Here is a 20,418-nt window from a genome sequence, read left to right as displayed (position 1 = left end):
ATTTTGCTGAATTAAATTTAAACTCTTGAGAAAAAGAGCGACGTTGTTTTGTCATAGAACACCTCTGTTTGAGTGGTAATAATACCACCTAAATTAGTGTCCGGTTTCATTGAATCACAACATAGACTCAACAAAATCAAACATGTTTTTTGCTCGTGGCGTGCTTTTTGTTGAAGGTATTGCAGAGGTAATATTACTTCCCAAGATAGCAGACTTACTTGGTCGCTCTCTTGAGGATTATGGAGTTTCGTTAGTCAATGTTAATGGGTTATCACGGAAAAGATATGCCAAAATTTACCGCTCAAATCCTGCTATGGAATATCCACATTTACCAATAAAAGTAGCTTGTGTTACCGATTTAGATTTGTGGCCTAGTGAAGCTGAATATAACGAAGCAAATGAGTATGGCTTTAAAGAAAAAAGACAGCCTAATGCGCAAGGAAGAGGAGGAAACATAGGATATTGGCTTGACGAATTAAACGCAGAAGCAATCCTCGAGAAAAAGAATAAGAAACGAGAAATTGATGGTGAATTAGTTAAAACGTTCGTATCGGATGATTGGACGTTCGAGTTCTGTTTAGCAAAATATGGTTTAAGTGAAGAAGTTTATGAAGCTATAAACGGTAATACAGAGCAATATGAAAACCTCAGTAATGATGATCAAATCAGAGCCGTCCAGTTATATAGTAAAATTGAAGCTAAAGGTGATGGTAAAAGTGAGGTCAGTTACGCTCTAGCCTCAATTTTATCTAAATTTGAAGGACGCCCTTTAGATCTTCGATCAAAATTGCCCCCGTATATTTTATCTGCAATTGAATACGTCACAGAACCCCTACCAGCAGATGGAGCAGTTGAGCCATGATTGCAATCAATGACGAAGATATCATCAAAGCCGAACGTCTACTTGATGTTGAATTTGATGTTGCCTGTAGGGCAGCTATAAAAACTTTTGATGATGTACAAGCCTGCCCTGGAAGTGGTAAGACAACAATGGTTGCTGCAAAGCTTTTAATTCTTGCGAACAAGTGGAATCTCCCTTATCAAGGTGTATGCGTATTGACTCATACCAACGTCGCTAAAAATGAGATTATAGAAAGGTTGAAAACAAATGCTTATGGAAAAAAACTACTGTCATACCCTCATTTTATCGGCACAATTCAGGAGTTTGTAAATAAATTTATAGCATTGCCTTACCTTCGATCAGGTGGCTTTTCAATAAACACAATTGACGATGATATATGTGCTTCTAAAGGTTGGTACTACCTAAAGCCCGCCACTAAAGCGTTTCTTGAACGCAAACGTATAACTTCATTATTCGATTTTAAATATAGATATGAAGATAATGCGTTGAAACTTACGATACCGGGGTTTCCAAATGGGTCTACGTCTAATAGTTGCAAGGACCTAGAGTCTGTCAAAAATAGGCTTCTAGAAGAAGGATGTTTTTACTTTGACGAAATGTACGCGTTTGCTTGTGATTACCTTCACTGCAATCCCAGTATTATAAAAGCTGTACGAAAAAGATTTCCTGTTGTGCTAATCGATGAAATGCAGGACACACAAAAGTTTCAAGATGAGCTTTTGAATCAATTGTTTTCAGATAATAGTGTATGTATGCAGCGGTTTGGTGATCCAGATCAAGCAATTTACAGTGGCAATGGAGATGAAAATCAAACTTATAACAACGAAAATTTAGAAAAAATTGAAAATAGTCACCGTTTTGATAATTCGATTGCATTACTTGCTCAAAAGCTCAGTTACAATCAAATAAATCTCCATTCGGGAATAGAACCACCCGAGCATTCACAACATACGATTTATCTAGTGAATGAAGCTACAAGAAGTAATGTTGCTGACGCTTTTATAGATTTGTGTGCTGATATCGTACCTGAAGAGGCTAGAGCACCTATAAAGATAGTTGGAGCAGTAGGTATCTCAAAAGACGAAGGGTTGACTATAAATAGTTATGTTGCTTCATACAAAAAAAACCATTCAACTAATTCATTTAAGCCTAAAAAATTAATCCACTACATTTATGAAAGTAAAAAATTTAACTCAATTGCCAGAAGCTACAGCCTTATTCTGGAAGGAATTGTAAAGTGCGGGAAAATTTATAATTCAGAGTTAACGTTCACGAATGAAAAAAAGGAGTGTTATAGCGTATCTAATATCCGTAAATATTTAAAACATACCAACCAGTATATAAACTTCAACATGATGATTAAGAGCTTAATTAGCGACGATCTTAATGAAGAAACTTGGACACGAACAGTCCAGGATATTAAAAACTTTTTAAACATGAATTCACCTCCAAACTTAGCTAGTTTTCTTACATTTGATAATCCTCATATAATTGATGAACATAATGAAAACCCTAATAAATTAAAAAAAGAAATACTTGGGAGACAGCTTGATGTTGAAGTAAGTACTATTCATGCAGTAAAAGGAGAGACGCATGCTGCGACATTGGTTTTAGAAACAAAAAATCATCAATTCGACATTGGGAAACTAATAAATCATATTCTAGGTGACATAAACGATAAGCCCACGGGTGTGAGAGTACCAAAATTTATGAAACAACTTTATGTCGCGTTCTCTAGACCTCAACACTTATTATGCATAGCAGTTGATATATCTAGGTTCCCCCAAGAGCATATTGAAAAAAACACATATGGTGGATGGAAAATAGTCAATTTAACCAATAACTAACATCAATATACAAATAAAGAAGCCTTACCATTTAATGACAAGGCTTTTTTATCAATTAATTCCAACTTTATTCAGTCGTTTCCATCTTTGTTTAGACGTTTCCAACTTTAATTAGAATCCACAAAGTGATTACCAACCCATTGATTTTACTCAACAGTAACCGATTTTGCTAGATTGCGAGGCTGATCTACATCAGTGCCTTTAATCACCGCTACATAGTATGAAAGTAACTGTAGTGGGATTGTATATACCACTGGTGCAATCACGTCATCTACGTGGTTTACGTTAATTACACGCATTGTCTCGTCTGATTCAAAGTGTGAGTCTTTATCAGCGAATACATAGATGATGCCGCCACGAGCACGTACTTCTTCCACGTTTGATTTAAGCTTTTCTAATAGCTCATTGTTTGGTGCAACAACAATAATTGGCATGTCGGCATCAATTAACGCAAGCGGACCATGTTTGAGCTCGCCGGCTGCGTATGCTTCAGCGTGGATGTATGAAATTTCTTTAAGCTTAAGCGCGCCTTCCATTGCGATTGGATATTGTGAACCACGACCTAAAAACAGTGAATGGTGCTTGTCGGCAAACTCTTCAGCTAAGTCTGCAATACCATCAGCAAGTAATAACGCTTCTTCTAACTTGTTTGGTAAGGTTTTAATTGCGTTCACAATCACACTTTGATCTAAACCTTTTTCTTGCGCTACAGACGCAGTAAGCATTAACAAACCAACTAATTGCGTGGTAAATGCTTTAGTAGAGGCAACACCAATTTCAGCACCTGCTTTAGTCATAAAGGCTAAATCAGATTCACGAACGAGTGATGAGCCAGGTACGTTACAAATGGTCATTGAGGCCATGTAACCTTGCTCTTTCGCTAAACGCAGTGCAGCTAAAGTATCAGCTGTTTCACCAGATTGTGAAATTGTCACAAGTAGGCTGTTTTCGTGCACGAAAGACTCGCGATAGCGGAATTCAGAAGCAATTTCAACATTACAGCTTACGCCAGCAAATTGCTCAAGCCAGTAGCGTGCAACCATGCCTGAGTGATAAGAGGTACCACAGGCAATAATTTGTACGTGTTTTACGTCTTTAAAAATTTGCTGCGCACTGTCGCCAAAGGCATCAATCGCTACGCGGTCGTCATTTAAACGCCCTTCAAGTGTATTACGTACGGCAAGTGGCTGTTCGTAAATTTCTTTTAGCATGTAGTGACGATATTCGCCTTTACCTGATGCATCTTGGGTGATGTTTGATTCAATGACTTCACGCTCAACAGCATTACCGTCTGCATCAAAAATTTCCACGGTGTCACGGGTTATACGCGCTACATCGCCTTCTTCAAGGTATATAAAGCTGCGTGTTACTGGTAATAAAGCGAGTTGGTCAGAGGCAATAAAGTTTTCGCCAAGGCCTAAACCAATAACCAACGGGCTGCCTGAACGGGCTACGATGATTTCGTTATCATTAGCTTTATCAAATACTACAGTACCAAATGCACCATCAAACTGCTTAACGGCCGCTTGTACTGCTGCTAATAGTGAGCTATGTTGCTGGCGAAGTTGATGAATTAAATGCACCATGACTTCGGTATCAGTATCTGATAAAAACTCGTAGCCATCGCCTTTAAGCGCTTCGCGCAGGCTTGCATGGTTTTCAATAATACCATTATGTACTAAGGCAATTTCACTGTTTGAAATATGCGGGTGAGCGTTTGCTTCTGTTACGCCACCATGTGTCGCCCAACGTGTATGCGCAATACCTGTTGTGCCTTTTACACCTGCATTTTCAAGGGCACTTTCAAGGTTAGCTACTTTACCAACTGCTTTTACGGTATTAAGCGTGTTGCCTTCTAAAAGCGCGACACCTGCTGAGTCATAGCCACGATATTCAAGGCGCTTTAAGCCTTCTACTAAAATTTTATTTACTGGACGTTCTGCAACTGCCCCAACGATTCCACACATAGTATTCTCCATTTGCACGTGCCAAAGCGAACGCTTTGGGCCGTATGTGTTGTCATAATGATTAAAAGGCAAAGCAAATGTTGTCGGTTTGCTTTTACCTAAAACTTAAATATCTATTTAACCTCAGCACAAATTAACTGTACGCCACATGCTTCAATTACCTTACGTGTATCAAGCGCAAGGTTGTTATCGGTGATCAAAGTAGTCACGTTTTGCCAAGGCAATTCTAAATTTGGGATTCGACGACCTATTTTTTCAGACTCAACAAGTACAATTACCTCTCGAGCAGCACCGGCCATTACTTGGCTTAAACCCACCAGCTCATTAAAAGTGGTTGTACCGCGCTCAACATCAATGCCATCAGCACCAATAAATAACTGGTCAAAGTCATACGAGCGTAAAACGTTCTCGGCAACTTGGCCTTGGAACGACTCAGAATGCGGATCCCAGGTACCACCGGTCATCAAAAGTGTTGGTTCATTTTCCAGCGCTAACAACCTATTTGCGACCTTAATCGCGTTAGTCATCACCACTAGGCCACGCTTGCTACCCAGCTCTGGGATCATCGCCGCCGTTGTGCGGCCACTGTCGATAATTATGCGATTGTGATCTTTAATCAGTTTGGCTGCGGCTTTAGCAATTGCTACTTTACGTTTTGAATCAATATCATCACTAACGATTTCTTTTGGCAGCGCAATTGCCCCACCATAACGGCGTAATAGTAAGCCGCTTTTTTCAAGGGCTGTTAAGTCTTTACGAATGGTTACTTCAGAGGTTTGAAACTGTTCAGCAAGAATATCGACAGCCACTTCACCTAACTCATTCACTTGAGTCAGTATAAGGTGGCGACGTTGCTGGGTGTTTCGTTTAGTCATTAAGTGAACCATTTAAGTTTCGTTTCGAAAGTTAGTGGATTTTAAACGAAACAACATAAATGGCAAGTGAATGTATAAAAATTCCGCTCATTCCATAAAAATATAATAAATTTCTCTATGCGTTGACCTTACCCGCAATCAAGTTAAGCTAACTGTAATTATAAATAACGGCGTTAATTCATGAATAAATTCAACAGCCTTGATAAATCATATTTAGAGCAACGCAAAGTCGCCCATGAGACTTGCCGGTTATTTGCAAAAAGCCCCAGCAAAGGTAATTTAAAACGCATTAAGAATTTGTTTGCCCACTCTGGTGAAGGCGTCATTATTGAAGCAGGCTTTCATTGTGATTATGGCAATCAAATCGTTATTGGTGATCGTACTTTTATAAACATTAACTGCACTGTGTTAGATGCACCAATTAATGAGGGTGCAATAAGCATTGGCGACGATTGTTTAATTGGCCCAAACGTTCAGCTATTGGCTGTATCTCATGCGATTCCCCCCACAGAGCGGCTCAATAAAGAAAACTTTGCAGCCCCGATTACTATCGGCAATAACGTGTGGATTGGCGCGGGAGTTATCGTTTTAGCGGGTGTTACCATTGGCGATAACGCTGTTGTGGGCGCTGGGTCGGTAGTGACCAAAGATATTGCTGCAAATACTGTGGTTGCTGGTAATCCCGCAGTGAAAATTAAAGATATTTAAAGAGTTATATCGTAGGTCGTCATTTATGGCGACTATAATATCAAAGGCCTCTCGGTAAACGAAAGGCCATGGTTGAAAGATTGCTCTACTTTTTACTCATCGCGTAAGATAAGCGACGGCCTTGTACTGGCGGCTTTAAAGGCGAGGCTTGCAACAGTCAGCCAAGTAATCGCAGCTACAACTAATGCTGATAAACCATAAACCCAAATAGGTTGCCCTATGCGGTCATTAAAACTATTTAGCCAATTATCTGTTAACCAATAAGCGAGCTGTATACTAACTACTAAGCTCAGTGACATCAGTTTTAAATAAGACACGCTTACTGCTGTTACTAATTGGATGACAGTTGCTCCTAGAACCTTTTTAATCGCCAACTCTTTTTGCTGTGAAAGCACAGTTTGAGATACCAACACCCCAAGACTAATAACGGTTAGCAATGTGCTCAAAATTAATAACCATTTTGATAAAGTTGTTACCCTATGCTCATTTTTATAATTTTTTGCATAATCATCGTCAAATCGGCTCACTTCAGCATCAAGAATGGCAAAACGTGATGTTAATAAAGCAAGGATCTGCCTTTTTAAATCCTCAAATACAGCATCATCGCTTAACTTTATAACAATATTGCCATGACCATTTGGCAAGTAGTTGCGGCCTAGGTTAAAAGAAAGCGGTGTCATTTTATGTTTAGCCGAGCCAACTTTTACGTCAGCAACAACACCAACAACCGTGGCGCTTAAGTTCGCTTGTGCACTACTAAGTGTCATACCAATCACTTCTTGCATTGACTCATACCCCGCTAAACTCACCATAGACTCTGTAACAATTAACGCAACGTGTTCAGAGCCATCCGCCTGCTTTTCAAACCAATCACTTTGAAAGTCGCGGTTAAAGTCTCTACCCGCTAGCAATTTAAGCCCTAATGCTTCAACCACATCAAAACTGGTTACCACTGAAGGGGCAATCCCATCAACTACTTGCCCATTTGGCCAAGTTAGTTGCACACCTCCGCGTACTTGCTCAGTAAGGTTTATGTCGGTTGCACTGAGTGACACAACACCTGGTAACTTATTCATTGCTGATATTACCCGTGCGTTATCTTTATCAAAAAGTTGTGTGGTTGGAATATTTTTAACGATGAGTCTATTTTTGGTTTGATAGCCCACATCCATGTTAGCAACAAAGTTAAGTTGCAACTGAGCAATAACAAATACAATAAATATGAAAGTTGCTAAACCCGCCTGAAAGCTCAGTATGCCTTTAACAAGTAGCCCTAAATGATACTGATAATGCGTTCTTACCAATAATTTCACATCTACATTTGCAACCACTACGCCTGCATATATACCATTAAATAAACCGATTACACAGGTTATAAAAATAGCCATCAACACCGTTGATTTATTAAGCACAAACGAAATATTCGACTCAACGAGTTGATTAAAATAGCTCTGGCTCAACTCAACAAATGCCAAAGACAGCAATACAGCACAGCCAGTAAGTACAATTGACTCAACGATAAACAGCCGAAAAAGCTGACCTCGACTGGCACCTATCGCCTTTTTAATCGCTATTTGTTTGGCAGTCCTGCCAACACTGACTAAGTTAAAGTTGATAAAATTACAGGTTATTTGCAAAAAAATAATAAAGATAAGTCCACACGCAATGGCAACCGCAGTGATTGACCCTGCTGCTTTCATTTCATAAGTTGAGCGGCCTTTTAAATAAATATCACTGATATTTATTAATTTATATTGCACTGTTTTGTGCTCTGCTGACTTTGTTGTTAAATACTGCTCAAACAACTTATTTTCAAGCGCAGTAATATCTGTATCGACTGCGGTTTTAATATAAACGTAACCATGAGGTTGTTGTTCAAGTGTTGTAGGAAATGCTGTGAGTACGTCAAACGCAAAGTGCGTTTGCGCAGGTAAGTCTTTAAATACAGCGCCAATTGTGTAGTTTTGTTCATTTGCACTTAGCCGCTCACCTATCACATTAATATCAGCAAACAGCCTAATTGCTTCAGATTCACTAATCGCAAGTTGATTAGGTGTATTCAACACCACATTTATATCACCACGCGTCACATCTAGATTAATAAATTTCGATAAGTTATTTGACGCAAAATAAACGTTTTTTAGCTTCACTTTAGTGTCGCTATTGTTTATGCCGACATAGCTTACTTCTGAATAAAAATGGTGACCGACATACCCCATAAATTCAGCCGGTATTAAACCAAATACGTCTTCAACATCCGTATCATTTAATAGTGATTGCGCCACTGCTAAATCGCGCATCGGCATTAATGTATCGAAACCAAAACTTGTAAAGTCTACGTGCGCCCTATAAACCCGTTGTTTATCCGGCTGATTACTATCATAAGAGAGTTCATGCTGTACAAATAAAGCAAGTAAGATAACTGCTGCCAACCCAGCACTATAACTCAAAAAGTGGAGCCAAAATAATCGAGTCGCTTTTGTTCTTATTGAGGTAACTAATTGTTCCAAAATGATCATCCTTGTCAGAAATATATATCAAAAATAAAAGCGAGCTACCAAGATGTGATTGTGAGTTTTGGCAGCTTTCTTTTTAACTATTGATCAGATAGGGTTTTTACTCATAGCGTAGAGTAAGCGACGGCCTTGTACTCGCCGCTTTAAAGGCGAGGCTTGCAACCGTGAGCCAAGTAATCGCAGCAACACTTAGTGCGGCAATTAAATAAACCCACAACGCTTGATCAACACGCTCATTAAAGTTTGCCAGCCAATCACCGACCAGCCAATAAGTTAGCGGGTAAGCAATCACAATACTTATCGCTACTAAAACTAAAAACTCTTTCGCCAGTAGGTTCATGATGCTGATGCGTGATGCGCCAAGTACTTTGCGTACCGCGACTTCTTTTTGGCGACGTAATGCGGAGAACGACGCTAATCCAAAGATTCCAACACATGTTAGTACTATTGCTAACCCTGAGAATATTTGTACCAGTTTAAAAATGCTTTCTTCGACTTCAAAGTTTTGCTGATAGTCTGCATCCATCAATGTAATTTCTGGTTCATTTTTTAAATCAAATGCTTGTATTAAGTTGTTGATCTCGTTGTATACATCACTAATTTTATCTAGCTTACTATTTATAACTAAATCAACTGTCGTTTGTGCACTCCAGCCACACGAGAATGAAATAGGTACCCAAGCTTCAGTGGCAGATCCCACTTTTACATCAGCAACAACACCCACAATAGTCGCGGTAATATTGTCGTATTCGCTGGTAACTAGCATACCAATTACGTCTTCTGGGTTTTGGTAGCCCGCTCTTTTAATCATTTTCTCAGTAACAATTAATGCCATTGCTTGTAAGTCTGAATCGCCAACGTTATGCAACCAATCCGTTTGATATTCAGTTGAAAAGTCGCGCCCAGCTAGTAACGTTAAACCCAACGTTTCAACAACTGAGAAACCACTACCAACTGTAGGCATCAAGCCTTCTTCGGTGTGCCCGTTAGGCCATGTAAAGCGATATTCTTCACCAAAACTATCTGTAATATCAGAATCAACTGTCGTCACTTGATTAACACCTGATAATTGACGGATTTTATCGACTACTATGTGCTCTTTATCCATCATTGTGTCACTATCTAATGAATGCACAACAATACGACCATCAGGTTGATAACCCGAATTTATAGATTTTAAAAGCGTAAGCTGATTTAAACACAGCAAAGTTCCTGCTATCAAAGAAACAGCTATTGCGGCCTGAAAAGTTAATAACCCCTTACGAATGATAATTGCACTACGGCCATTTTTAAGTTCGCCACTTAAAATGGTATTTAAAGGCGCATTAGCAACTAAGTAAGCAGGATAAAATCCTGATAGCAGGGTTAGCCCCAATATAACCGCTATCATTACAGTTATTGATTCAGCATCAAACTGTAAGCTAAATGGCCTTTGTGATAATTCATTAAATACTGGAATAAATAGCTCGACCATACACAATGCAATTAGCATTGATAGACTGATCAACAGTAGTGCCTCAACAAAAAACTGTATAACTAGTTGTAGCTTAGTCGCGCCAAGGGTTTTTCTGATGGCTATTTCTTTAGTACGATGCAATAGCTGGGCAACTGATAGGTTTGTGAAATTGGCAGCTGCAATTAATAGTAATAATAAGCTCAAACCAATGCTTATATTAACCAAAGTTTCTGAGCCACCAGGTTTAAAGTCAAATGATGATTTAGCAAAAAAATAAATATCAGGCATGGCAACCAGTCGATACTTTAATTGGCTATTTTTTAATGAGTACTGAGAAATCATAGTGCTCGCGAATAACTCTTCCAGCGCTTTAATATCTGCAAACTCGTTAGTTTTGATATAAATATAGCCTGATGTATCACCAAACTCAGTTAGGTCTAACGGCATTAATGTATCAAAAAGGAAATGACTGTTATCAGGTAAATCTTCAAATATTGCAGCAACAGTTATATTCTTCTCACCATCGCTGAACACCTTACCTACAGCATTAGATTGTCCGAATAAACGCGTTGCTTCACTGACACTCAAAGCAACTTTATTAGGTGTAGAAAGCGCTGTCTGTAAATTACCAAATCGAGTTTTTATTGCTAAGAATTGCTCTATGTTTGATGTTGCAGCATAAAAGTTTCGTAAATTAAATTTATTACTCTTCACCTGTATTTGATCAGTCGCCATTTCATAATCTATCACGTCAGACAGAATAAAGATGTCCTCTATATCTTTATGTGATTTTAGCTTCTGTGCTATCTCACTGCTTGTTAAAGGGATTACTTCATAACCAATAGCACTTAAGTCTAAATGTAAGCGGTAGACGCTCTCATAATTTGGATGATTTTTATCAAACGATAGCTCATATCGAGCAAACAGTGCCACTAAAATAGCCGCAGCTAAGCCAACACTTAGTCCTAAAATATTTAATATAAAATGCTGTTTTTGTTGTTTAAATGTTCTTAACGCAGTGACTAGATAATTAATAACCATGTTAAGCAACCTCACCTGCGGCTTGCTGCGCAACATTTGCTTTATCAAGCATGACCTGGCCATCAAGTAGGCGTACTAAACGTTCTGCATACGCACCCTCTTTTTCTGAGTGAGTCACCATAATAACCGTAGTGCCTTCGCGGTTTAATTCGCGTAGCATCGCCATCACTTCATCGCCATTTTTTGAGTCTAAGTTACCCGTTGGCTCATCGGCTAAAATGAGTTTAGGGTTAATCACTAATGCACGGGCAACGGCAACACGCTGCTGTTGACCGCCTGAAAGTTGCTGCGGTAAATGCTCACCGCGGTGATCAATACCCACGCGTTTCAAAATGGCTTCAACACGCTCTTTACGCTCACCTTTTGATATTTTTTGATACTGTAATGGCAGCTCTACGTTTTCAAATACTGTTAGCTCGTCAATCAAGTTAAAGCTTTGAAATACAAAGCCGATTGATGCTTTACGAAGCTCTGCTAGTTGCTTCTCGCTGTAGCCTGCGATGTCAGTTCCGGCAAAGTCAAAGCTGCCTGTGGTCGGTGAATCAAGCATCCCCAAAATAGATAGCAGCGTTGACTTACCACAGCCAGACGGGCCCATAATTGCTAAAAAGTCACCTTCGTTTACGGTTAAGTTGATATTGCTCAGCGCTGTTGTTTCTACATCTTGAGTACGAAATACACGGCTTAAATTAGTTAATTTGATCATGGTTATTTTCCTTAAAATTGTAGTTGCTGTGCTTTATCAAAGTTGCTGTAGCTTGAGGTAATTACCTGATCCCCTGCATTGAGCCCTTCAAGCACTTCAAAATAGTTCTGATTCTTTTTGCCTAGGCGGATATCACGGCGCAGTGCTGTATCAGCACCTTGTTCAATAACATAAACCCAGTTACCACCTGAATTAGTAAAAAAGGCCCCGCGTTTAAGCAGTAAGGCATCGGTTTTTTCATCCCCTAGCATTAACTCAATATCAATACTTTGGCCGCGTTTTATACTTTTGGTATTACTGGGTAAATCAACTTCAATTTGAAATTGCGACTGCTGTACGCGGCTATCAATTTTGCTCACTTTGGCGTTCACTGTGCCGCTTTCAAGTTCAATCATCACAGTCATGTCACGCTGTACTTGGTTTAAATAAAATTCATCCATGCGCACCACTAATTTATATTCATTAGGGATATCTATTTGGCCTAATCGTGCGCCACTGTTTTTAGATTCGCCAATTTCCACATTAAGCTCGCTTAAGTAGCCAGAAACTGGGGCTTTGATTAATAAGTTGTCGAGATTTCGACGCGCAAACTGTAGGTTTTTTTCAAGCATTTTAGCGCTATCGGCAAGTTGAGCTACTTGCACCTCACGAATTGAATTTTCCTGCTTTTGGCGCTCAAGAGTGAGCTCTTTACGGGCTTGGTAATAATTTAAATCTTCTTCAAGCTCAGCTAATTGGTCTTGCGCCAATACACCACTTTTAACCAAGGGCTTAGTTTGTTTTAAACGACGGGTCAGGTGGGTAATTTTTAGCTCGATTTCTAATAAGTCACGGCGTAAGTTTAATCGGCTGGTCTCCATAGTCATTTGCGTATTTCGTAAAAAATTAAGCTGTTCAGTAACTTGTGCTTCTCGGCTCATTACATCAAGTTGTAGGTTGGTATTGCTTAAGCGTACTAACGGTTGGCCTTTTTTAACATATTCGCCTTGCTCTACTAAACGCTCTTCTACTTGACCACCGGCAATGGTATCAAGATAAATACTGGTTTTTGGCACAACTTGACCGCGTAAGCTCAATGCATCTTTAAAGGCACCTTGTTTAACCGTGCTAACCGTAAGGCTGCTACGATCAATATTCTGGCTACGACCTGTATCACTACTTTGCGTAAAACCGAACGCAGCAGCCGCAACACCTAAAACCAGCGCTGCAAAGGTGAGTTTTTTTAAATACTTTTGCGTAAATGAGCGTTCTATTTTTTTGTCCATGTCGGCTATCTTGATACAAGTTTAATAACTAATTATCGATAGTTATTACAATCACTATGCCAACTTAATTTAATATTTAAATTCAACAACTTAACATTCAACTTAGCTATTTCTATATTAATAGTGTCCGCTAATAGAACACTTTATTGTTTTATAAACGTCCATTTATGGACACTTTCCCTTTTTTGTTTTAGGCTAAATAAAACCCTATAAAAATAATAAGCATGAAACACGCAGGCTCACTTTTAATTGTTGATGACAACCCCGATATTCTTATTGCCGCACGTTTATTACTAAAACAGCATTATCAAAGCGTTAAAACCACCGACAACCCATTTGATATTGCAGGCATCATTGACGAGCAACGCAAGCTCGAGCAACCCATTGACGTAATATTGCTTGATATGAACTTTACCCAAGACTCAATAAGCGGCAAAGAAGGCTTTTATTGGCTAAAAAAGATTATCGAGCAAGACGCTAATACCGTTGTTTTGTTAATGACTGCCTACGGCGACATTCAACTAGCCGTAGATGCAATTAAAGCGGGCGCTTCTGATTTTATTGCCAAGCCTTGGCAAAACGAGCAATTACTTGGCGCAGTCGCCGCCGCATTTTCACACGCCAAAGACAAACAACAAGTCGGTAAATTAACGCGGCAAAAGCAAGGGTTAAACCAAGCCTTAAATACTCCCAACGTTGAGTTTTTAGGCCAAAGCAATGCGATGCAGCAGGTATTTAGTACCATAGAAAAAGCCGCACAAACTGACGCCAATATATTGATCACCGGTGAAAGCGGCACAGGCAAAGAGCTCACCGCGCATGCGATTCATCAAGCAAGTATGCGCCACAATCAAACCTTTATGAGTTTAGACATGGGCGCAGTGGCGCAAAATTTATTTGAAAGTGAGCTTTTCGGCCATAAAAAAGGCGCGTTTACTGATGCAAAAGCCGATCGCATTGGTAAATTTGAACTTGCTCAAGGCGGCAGTTTGTTTTTAGATGAACTGGGTAATTTACCCCTAGAGCATCAAGCTAAATTACTGGCTGCACTGCAAAATCGGCAAATAACGCCGGTTGGTGGCAGTAAAGCGGTTGATATTGATATTCGCCTAATTTGTGCCACTAACGACAACCTTGATCAAGCTGTGAGCGAAGGTCGTTTTCGCCAAGATTTGTTATACCGTATAAACACCGTTGAAATTCGCTTACCTGCATTACGTGAACGAAGTGACGACATTCCGCTGTTAGCACATTATTACCTGAATCATTTTTGCCAAAAATATAAACGTAGCTTAACCATTACTGAGGCTGACATGGTGTTACTTTGCCAGTATTCATGGCCAGGCAATGTACGAGAGCTTGCTCACGCAATAGAGCGAGCCGTTATTTTAACTGAAGGTAATACACTCGATATAACCTCCGTTGTGGGGAATAGCGAAGTATCTAGCACTCATGCTATCGGTCAAAGTACTGAAGCTCTAAACACTCTGCCGCAGTTCGATACCTTTAATTTAGAGATACTCGAACAACGCACAGTTCGCGCAGCACTTAAGCACCATCAAGGGAATGTCAGCCATGCAGCCAAAGCACTTGGTTTAACCCGCGGTGCCATGTACCGCCGACTTGAAAAGTATGGGTTATAATTATGCGGGCTAACTTATTGCTTTCATTTAATATTATCGCACTTATAAGTACGAGTTCATTGCTTAGCTATGTATTACAAACGCATGGCTTCTCAGCAACGACATTGTTAATAATGCTAGTTGCCGCAGCATTAATAGCGCATATTTTTACGCTGTTTAAGCGCCAACAAAAACAAGCTGAAATGGTGATCCGCGCTTTAGCCAATGGCGACAGTACCTTAGGGCTTGGTAAACAACACCCAATGCTTAAGCAATTTGAGCAAGTAAAAACGCAAATGCAAACAGCACGTTTTAATGCCGAGCAACAAGCGCAATTTTTACAAGCTTTGCTTATTCATGTTGATTTAGCAGTATTGGTATGTGATGACCATGGTAAGGTGATTGAATCAAACCCAGCCGTTAGTAAGTTACTAGGTAAAAGCTTTCAACATTTACATGAGTTAGGCGCCGTTGGTGAGTTAATTTTAAACGCCGAACATAATATCCGCAGCACCGCCTACTGGCAAAATGGCGAGCAGCACGACACCCTATCAATTCAACTGAGCATCGCTGAAATACAAGGTAAAGTTCGCCGCGTAGTGAGCTTACAGTCAATTCACGACCAGTTACAACTTAAAGAACAACAAGCGTATAAACGCTTAACTAAAGTGCTCACTCACGAAATTGCCAACTCTATTACGCCACTTTCATCGCTAGCGGATACCTGCAGTAATTTACTGCCACAAGAGCTATGTTTTGATGAACTTGAAGATAAACAAGACTTACAGCTTGCGTTAAGCACGCTAGCATCAAGAACCGCTCATTTAGGTGATTTTATTGCTCGTTTTCGCCAAGTTAGCAGCTTACCTAAACCCAATTTAGCGCCTGAAAATTTAGCCGACATGCTAGCGCGTATTGTCGCCTTACATCAACAACAAGCACGTGAACAACATACCCATATTGAACTGTCGATTAAAAATCAGCAGTTAGTAATGCTTGATAGCAGCCAAATAGAGCAGGTATTAGTAAACTTAATAAAAAATGCACTCGAAGTACTCAAGAGTGGCCAAAAATACAGCACTGAGAATGCAGCTCAACCAACGATCGAAATCAGCTTAGCGCAAAACACTAGCCAACAACTTTATATAGAAATTAGCGACAACGGCACAGGCATCAGCGAACATGTGGTAGATATGATCTTCGTGCCATTTTTTACCACCAAGCAACAAGGCTCTGGCATTGGCCTGAGCCTTTCAAGGCAAATTATGCTCAACCACGGTGGTGATTTAATTTATGTACCAAAACCACAAGGCGCATGCTTTAGGTGTGTGTTTGGGTGAACGAAGTCGTTTACGGCGACAATTAATTTTCAATATAGATAATTAAATCAACCTAAAGATCAGCGGGCTTACCAATATTAGTCCGCAACCAAAGCCCGCTTTAATTTGCCATGCTTTATATTTACCTGTGACTTTAATCCCTAACAATGGGCTTAATAAGTCGATACGGCGCGCAGCAATAAACACCAGCCAACAAATAATGAAAGTAAGGCTCAGTATAAGCAATGGCTCCACAAAACCACCTAATTGCAGCTTCGACAAATAAAACGCTAGGCCAATAATCACACTTTGATGCAATAGATAAAAAGGGAATACCGCAGAGTTTAATAACGCTAATTTAGGGTGATCGTGATTCAAAAAACGTTGTGCGACTGCCAGCATCAACAACACGCCCACTATTCGTTGCGCAGTATATAGCATATCCATACTGGTAATTTGCCATTGGCTAGCAGCAGGGTTTTGCCAAATCATGTGATAACCCAGTAAAACAACTAAATAGCTTAATATAAATACCGCTAATAACGCCCGCCAGTGACGTAGCAATTTGCTGTAAAATGCAGGCTGCCATGCAAGCAAGTAACCGAAAAGTAAAAACAGCGCGCCCATAGGGTATCTGAATGTATCGCTTGGCCAGCTTAACTTTAAAATACAAAGCGGTAATAACAAGGTGATGAAAATAACCAGTAACGATCGATCACATAAACGCGTGATTACTGCTTGCACATGAGAGTGATGAAACAGTGGCATTGCCAACACCAGTAATAAGGTAAATTGCCATAACGAGCGTAAATACCAAAGGTGGTTTACATCAACATGCGGCCAAATACCTGCTTGATAGTGCTCAAATAAAGGGCTGGTTAAATCAAAAAACTGGCTGTAAAACTGCCAAAAGCTCATAGCTAAACCAACCTCTTGGCTCATTTGCGCATAAAGCTGAATCGGCACAATAAACCAAATGCCAAACAGTAAAGGCAGTAATATTTTTACACTTCGCGTAGTTAAAAACATACCTAGACTAAAACGCGCAACAATAAAGCGCAGCGCCGCACCTGAAATAAACCAAATTAACCCCATCCGCCAAGGTGACAATAAGAGCATGATGCTTTCAATACCGCTGGATAAGTACTGACTTTTAAAATGAAAGCCCCAATTTTGGCTGTATAACATACCAGTGTGATAAAAAATTAATAAGCCAAAGGCGAGTACTCTCAGCCAATCTAAATCATAACGGCGTGAGGGTAACTCTTCGACTTGATTAAACACATTTAACCATGGTTTTAATAGCGTGCATGTTGTGTTTTTAATGATTATTTTAAGTTTCATATTAGATTTAACTGGCGGCTAATTAATAGCAACTATGAACAACATACTGCGTATTACAATAAGAAAAGGCTGACAAAACAGCTCGTAGGGATAAGCGGTGGATATCAGGGATGATAAGTTTGGTGATTGTTCGCTATGTTGGTAACCTAATAATAATACTTTTAAAGATAACAATAATAATGATCACTTTAACGCACTTTCAACGCTACCAAACTTGGTATGCAGCTTTATTTTTATGTAGTTATATTTTTATAAACAACACTATAAATGCCAGTTCAGATATTATGGAAGCCCAGCGCGATGGTACACTTCCTTTTATGCTTTGGGAGCCCTTTGTATGGGAGTATTCAAGCGCTATTAGTACTTTATTGCTGTTTCCTGCTTTAGTTTGGTTATTACAAGCCCAACCCTTTAATTGGCAAAAAATCAGCCGCTCATTACTCATTTATTTATTGGCGAGCGTTATTTTTTCGTTGTTGCATGTAGGGATCATGGTCGCTATTCGCAAACTCATTTACATCGTACAAGGTATGAAGTATGACTTTGGGTTAGTGTGGTTTGAGCTACTCTATGAATACCGTAAAGACTTATGGGGGTTTTTATTTTTAATCGTGGTTATTAAAACGTATCAATATGTTGTTGGCCAATTAACCGGTGAAGCCACGCCAATCACACATGCAGAGAATGCACCGCAGGACTTGAATTTCGACCGATTACTCGTAAAAAAACTAGGTAAAGAATTTATTATCTGTACTGATCAAATTGACTGGCTTGAGTCTAGCGGCAATTACGTAAACCTGCATATTGGCACTCGAATTTACCCGTTACGTGCAACCATGACCCATCTTATATCTCGGTTAGAGCCACAAGGCTTTTGCCGGATTCATCGCTCTCATGCTATTCGACTCGATGCGATTGAATCAATAACGCCTTTATCCAGTGGCGATAGCGAAGTAAAGTTAACAACAGGAAAAATACTTAACCTATCCCGTCGCTACAAAGAGCAATTTAAGGGACAGATTAATTCATCTGTCGTTTGGGTATAAATCACTCTATGTTAAGCTAACCTGCCGTAGGTTAGCCCCATTTATATTTTCGGAGTAGTTTAGTACGTGTTCTCAAATCGATTTACCCGCATTTTGCCATTAGTGTTTATTTTATCTGGCTGTGAAACCACACCCGATACACCAACATCAACACCTGAAATTAAGGCTGACCCCAAAACAATTGTTAGTGAGCAGCGCGAAGATATTGCACAAATAGCGCCACTCACAACAAAAGAACTCGATGATGTATGGCAACGTATTCGCGCACAGCTAACATTTGCTAATTCAAGCCACCCTGCCGTTCAACAACGCATTGCTTGGTACTTATCTCACCCAAACTATATGGATGAAATAAGTCGGCGTGCAGAGCCTTACCTTTATTATATTGTTTCTGAGGTAGAGAAACGAGAGTTGCCCATAGAACTGGCATTAATGCCGCTGATCGAGAGTGACTTTAACGCCAGTGCCTATTCGCATAAGCATGCATCCGGTTTGTGGCAATTAACCCCTGCTATTGCCAAGTATTTTAAAGTACAAATAACACCTTGGTACGATGGTCGCCAAGATGTTATAGATAGCACTCGTGCGGCGCTTGATTTTATGGAGTACTTGTACAAACGATTTGATGGTAATTGGTATCATGCAATTGCAGCCTATAATTTAGGTGAAGGCCGTGTACTCAGAGCTATTAGCAACAATAAAAAGCAAGGTAAATCCACTGATTTTTTTAGTTTGAAGTTACCTAAACAAACCAGCCAGTACGTGCCTAAATTACTTGCTGCGGCACAATTATTAAAAAGCCAAAAAATGGCTTTTCCTGCGATAGCAAATAACCCTGCAATTGCTGTACTAGCTATTAATGGTGCTATTATTTTAGATAACCAAGAGCAATGGCAGCAACTTGAGTCTTTAAACTATGGTGTGATCCGCTTTCCTGCCATCATTGATGCACCGCACATCGTTGTGCCTGCCACTGAGCAAACGCAATATAAAAACATGCTTGCTAATCTTGATTCGAATGATTACAGCCAATGGCAACACTACACAGTTAAACGTGGTGATAGCTTAAGTGTGATAGCAAAACGCTATAAAGTCAGTATTAGCCAACTAAAAGCATTTAATGACTTAAAGGGAAACACTATTAAGATTGGCCAAAAGCTAGTGCTACCACAATTAGCTGATACTCAAATTGAGTATCAGGTTAAATCTGGTGATAGCCTATGGAAAATTGCCAACCACTACAAAGTAAGTATTACTAAACTTAAACAATGGAATAATCTTTCGCGGGATAATTTAAAAATAGGTGAAAAGCTCACGGTGTTTTTATCTAATAGTTAAGAGTAAACCAGTACTTAAAATTACCCCATAGTACTGAGAGTAGTATTTTCTTATGGGCCGCGAGTTTCGAGTTTGCATTCACATATAAAGAATGCGAGTTTGCGAGTTTGCGAGTTTGCGAGTTTGCGAGTTTGCGAGTTTGCGAGTTTGCGAGTTTGCGAGTTTGCGAGTTTGCGAGTTTGCGAGTTTGCGAGTTTGCGAGTTTGCGAGTTTTTCAAGATTAAAATACAGGCAGTTAAAAGAGGCAAGATTTTTAAAGGTAGACGTGGCTTTCTTGTATCCGTGGGTATCAAATACTCAACCCACGCTACGGCGGTCAGGTTGACGCTGTGCAACTCGCTAGCTTTACTCTCGCTAACTCGCTTGCTATTTCACTTTCCTGTAAACGTAAAAAAGCCCAACTCAATGAGTCGGGCTTTCTTGTATTTGGAGCCATGGTGCGCTACGCAGTAGGATGACCTACTTTCGCATTGACGGCTTAAAGCTGAGCGCTATACTTTATTCCA

General features: G+C 39.8%; 14 protein-coding genes. 7 read left to right on the top strand and 7 right to left on the bottom strand.

What is annotated here, in order from left to right; all coding sequences use genetic code 11:
• The first annotated feature begins 142 nt into the window (after nucleotides 1–142).
• The gene (locus tag AAEU30_RS21180) at nucleotides 143–862 is read left to right on the top strand and encodes an ATP-dependent endonuclease (RefSeq protein WP_421962260.1); all 720 of its coding nucleotides are present in this window, start codon (nucleotides 143–145) and stop codon (nucleotides 860–862) included.
• Complete coding sequence (locus tag AAEU30_RS21175; protein WP_421962259.1) at nucleotides 859–2,709, top strand: UvrD-helicase domain-containing protein; 1,851 nt, start codon at nucleotides 859–861, stop codon at nucleotides 2,707–2,709. Before AAEU30_RS21180 ends, AAEU30_RS21175 begins: the two co-directional genes overlap by 4 nt.
• Nucleotides 2,710–2,855: 146 nt before the next feature.
• On the opposite strand, the gene glmS is transcribed toward AAEU30_RS21175, so the two are convergent.
• Entirely contained in the window at nucleotides 2,856–4,676 is a 1,821-nt protein-coding gene (gene glmS, locus AAEU30_RS21170; RefSeq protein ID WP_421962258.1) for a glutamine--fructose-6-phosphate transaminase (isomerizing), read from the bottom strand.
• A 113-nt stretch (nucleotides 4,677–4,789) separates the two neighbouring features.
• Nucleotides 4,790–5,551, bottom strand: a complete 762-nt coding sequence (locus tag AAEU30_RS21165; protein WP_421962257.1) for a DeoR/GlpR family DNA-binding transcription regulator — start codon at nucleotides 5,549–5,551, stop codon at nucleotides 4,790–4,792.
• A 180-nt stretch (nucleotides 5,552–5,731) separates the two neighbouring features.
• On the opposite strand from AAEU30_RS21165, the gene AAEU30_RS21160 reads away from it, so the two are divergent.
• Nucleotides 5,732–6,259 carry a sugar O-acetyltransferase gene (locus AAEU30_RS21160; protein ID WP_421962256.1) on the top strand — a complete coding sequence of 176 codons (528 nt, stop codon included), beginning with the start codon at nucleotides 5,732–5,734 and terminating at the stop codon, nucleotides 6,257–6,259.
• A 92-nt stretch (nucleotides 6,260–6,351) separates the two neighbouring features.
• Here AAEU30_RS21160 and AAEU30_RS21155 read toward each other — a convergent pair whose 3' ends face one another.
• The 4 genes from AAEU30_RS21155 to AAEU30_RS21140 form a co-directional block, all read right to left on the bottom strand.
• A complete protein-coding gene (locus AAEU30_RS21155) occupies nucleotides 6,352–8,769 on the bottom strand; it encodes an ABC transporter permease (protein ID WP_421962255.1) in 2,418 nt (805 codons plus the stop codon).
• 106 nt (nucleotides 8,770–8,875) lie between these two features.
• Complete coding sequence (locus AAEU30_RS21150) at nucleotides 8,876–11,272, bottom strand: ABC transporter permease (protein WP_421962254.1); 2,397 nt, start codon at nucleotides 11,270–11,272, stop codon at nucleotides 8,876–8,878.
• 1 nt (nucleotide 11,273) lies between these two features.
• Nucleotides 11,274–11,978, bottom strand: coding sequence for an ABC transporter ATP-binding protein (locus AAEU30_RS21145; protein ID WP_290211210.1), 705 nt, complete (start codon nucleotides 11,976–11,978; stop codon nucleotides 11,274–11,276).
• An 11-nt stretch (nucleotides 11,979–11,989) separates the two neighbouring features.
• Nucleotides 11,990–13,243: an efflux RND transporter periplasmic adaptor subunit gene (locus AAEU30_RS21140; protein ID WP_421962253.1), complete on the bottom strand. Its 1,254-nt coding sequence runs from the start codon at nucleotides 13,241–13,243 to the stop codon at nucleotides 11,990–11,992.
• Nucleotides 13,244–13,467: 224 nt separating this feature from the next.
• Between AAEU30_RS21140 and AAEU30_RS21135 the strand changes: the two genes are divergently transcribed.
• Complete coding sequence (locus tag AAEU30_RS21135) at nucleotides 13,468–14,886, top strand: sigma-54-dependent transcriptional regulator (RefSeq protein WP_421962252.1); 1,419 nt, start codon at nucleotides 13,468–13,470, stop codon at nucleotides 14,884–14,886.
• A 2-nt stretch (nucleotides 14,887–14,888) separates the two neighbouring features.
• Complete coding sequence (locus AAEU30_RS21130; RefSeq protein WP_421962251.1) at nucleotides 14,889–16,205, top strand: sensor histidine kinase; 1,317 nt, start codon at nucleotides 14,889–14,891, stop codon at nucleotides 16,203–16,205.
• A gap of 42 nt (nucleotides 16,206–16,247) precedes the next feature.
• On the opposite strand, the gene AAEU30_RS21125 is transcribed toward AAEU30_RS21130, so the two are convergent.
• A complete protein-coding gene (locus tag AAEU30_RS21125) occupies nucleotides 16,248–17,528 on the bottom strand; it encodes an acyltransferase family protein (protein ID WP_421962250.1) in 1,281 nt (426 codons plus the stop codon).
• A gap of 182 nt (nucleotides 17,529–17,710) precedes the next feature.
• Between AAEU30_RS21125 and AAEU30_RS21120 the strand changes: the two genes are divergently transcribed.
• Together AAEU30_RS21120 and AAEU30_RS21115 are read left to right on the top strand one after the other, a co-directional pair.
• Nucleotides 17,711–18,574 carry a LytR/AlgR family response regulator transcription factor gene (locus tag AAEU30_RS21120; protein WP_421962261.1) on the top strand — a complete coding sequence of 288 codons (864 nt, stop codon included), beginning with the start codon at nucleotides 17,711–17,713 and terminating at the stop codon, nucleotides 18,572–18,574.
• Between the two features lie 66 nt (nucleotides 18,575–18,640).
• Nucleotides 18,641–19,912, top strand: a complete 1,272-nt coding sequence (locus AAEU30_RS21115) for a LysM peptidoglycan-binding domain-containing protein (RefSeq protein ID WP_421962249.1) — start codon at nucleotides 18,641–18,643, stop codon at nucleotides 19,910–19,912.
• Nucleotides 19,913–20,418 lie beyond the last annotated feature (506 nt).

The sequence above is a fragment of the Pseudoalteromonas mucoides genome (genome assembly GCF_049257175.1).
Lineage (GTDB): Bacteria > Pseudomonadota > Gammaproteobacteria > Enterobacterales > Alteromonadaceae > Pseudoalteromonas.
The sequence above is the reverse complement of the archived record's forward strand: the minus strand, read 5'-3'. Positions and strand labels throughout refer to the sequence as shown.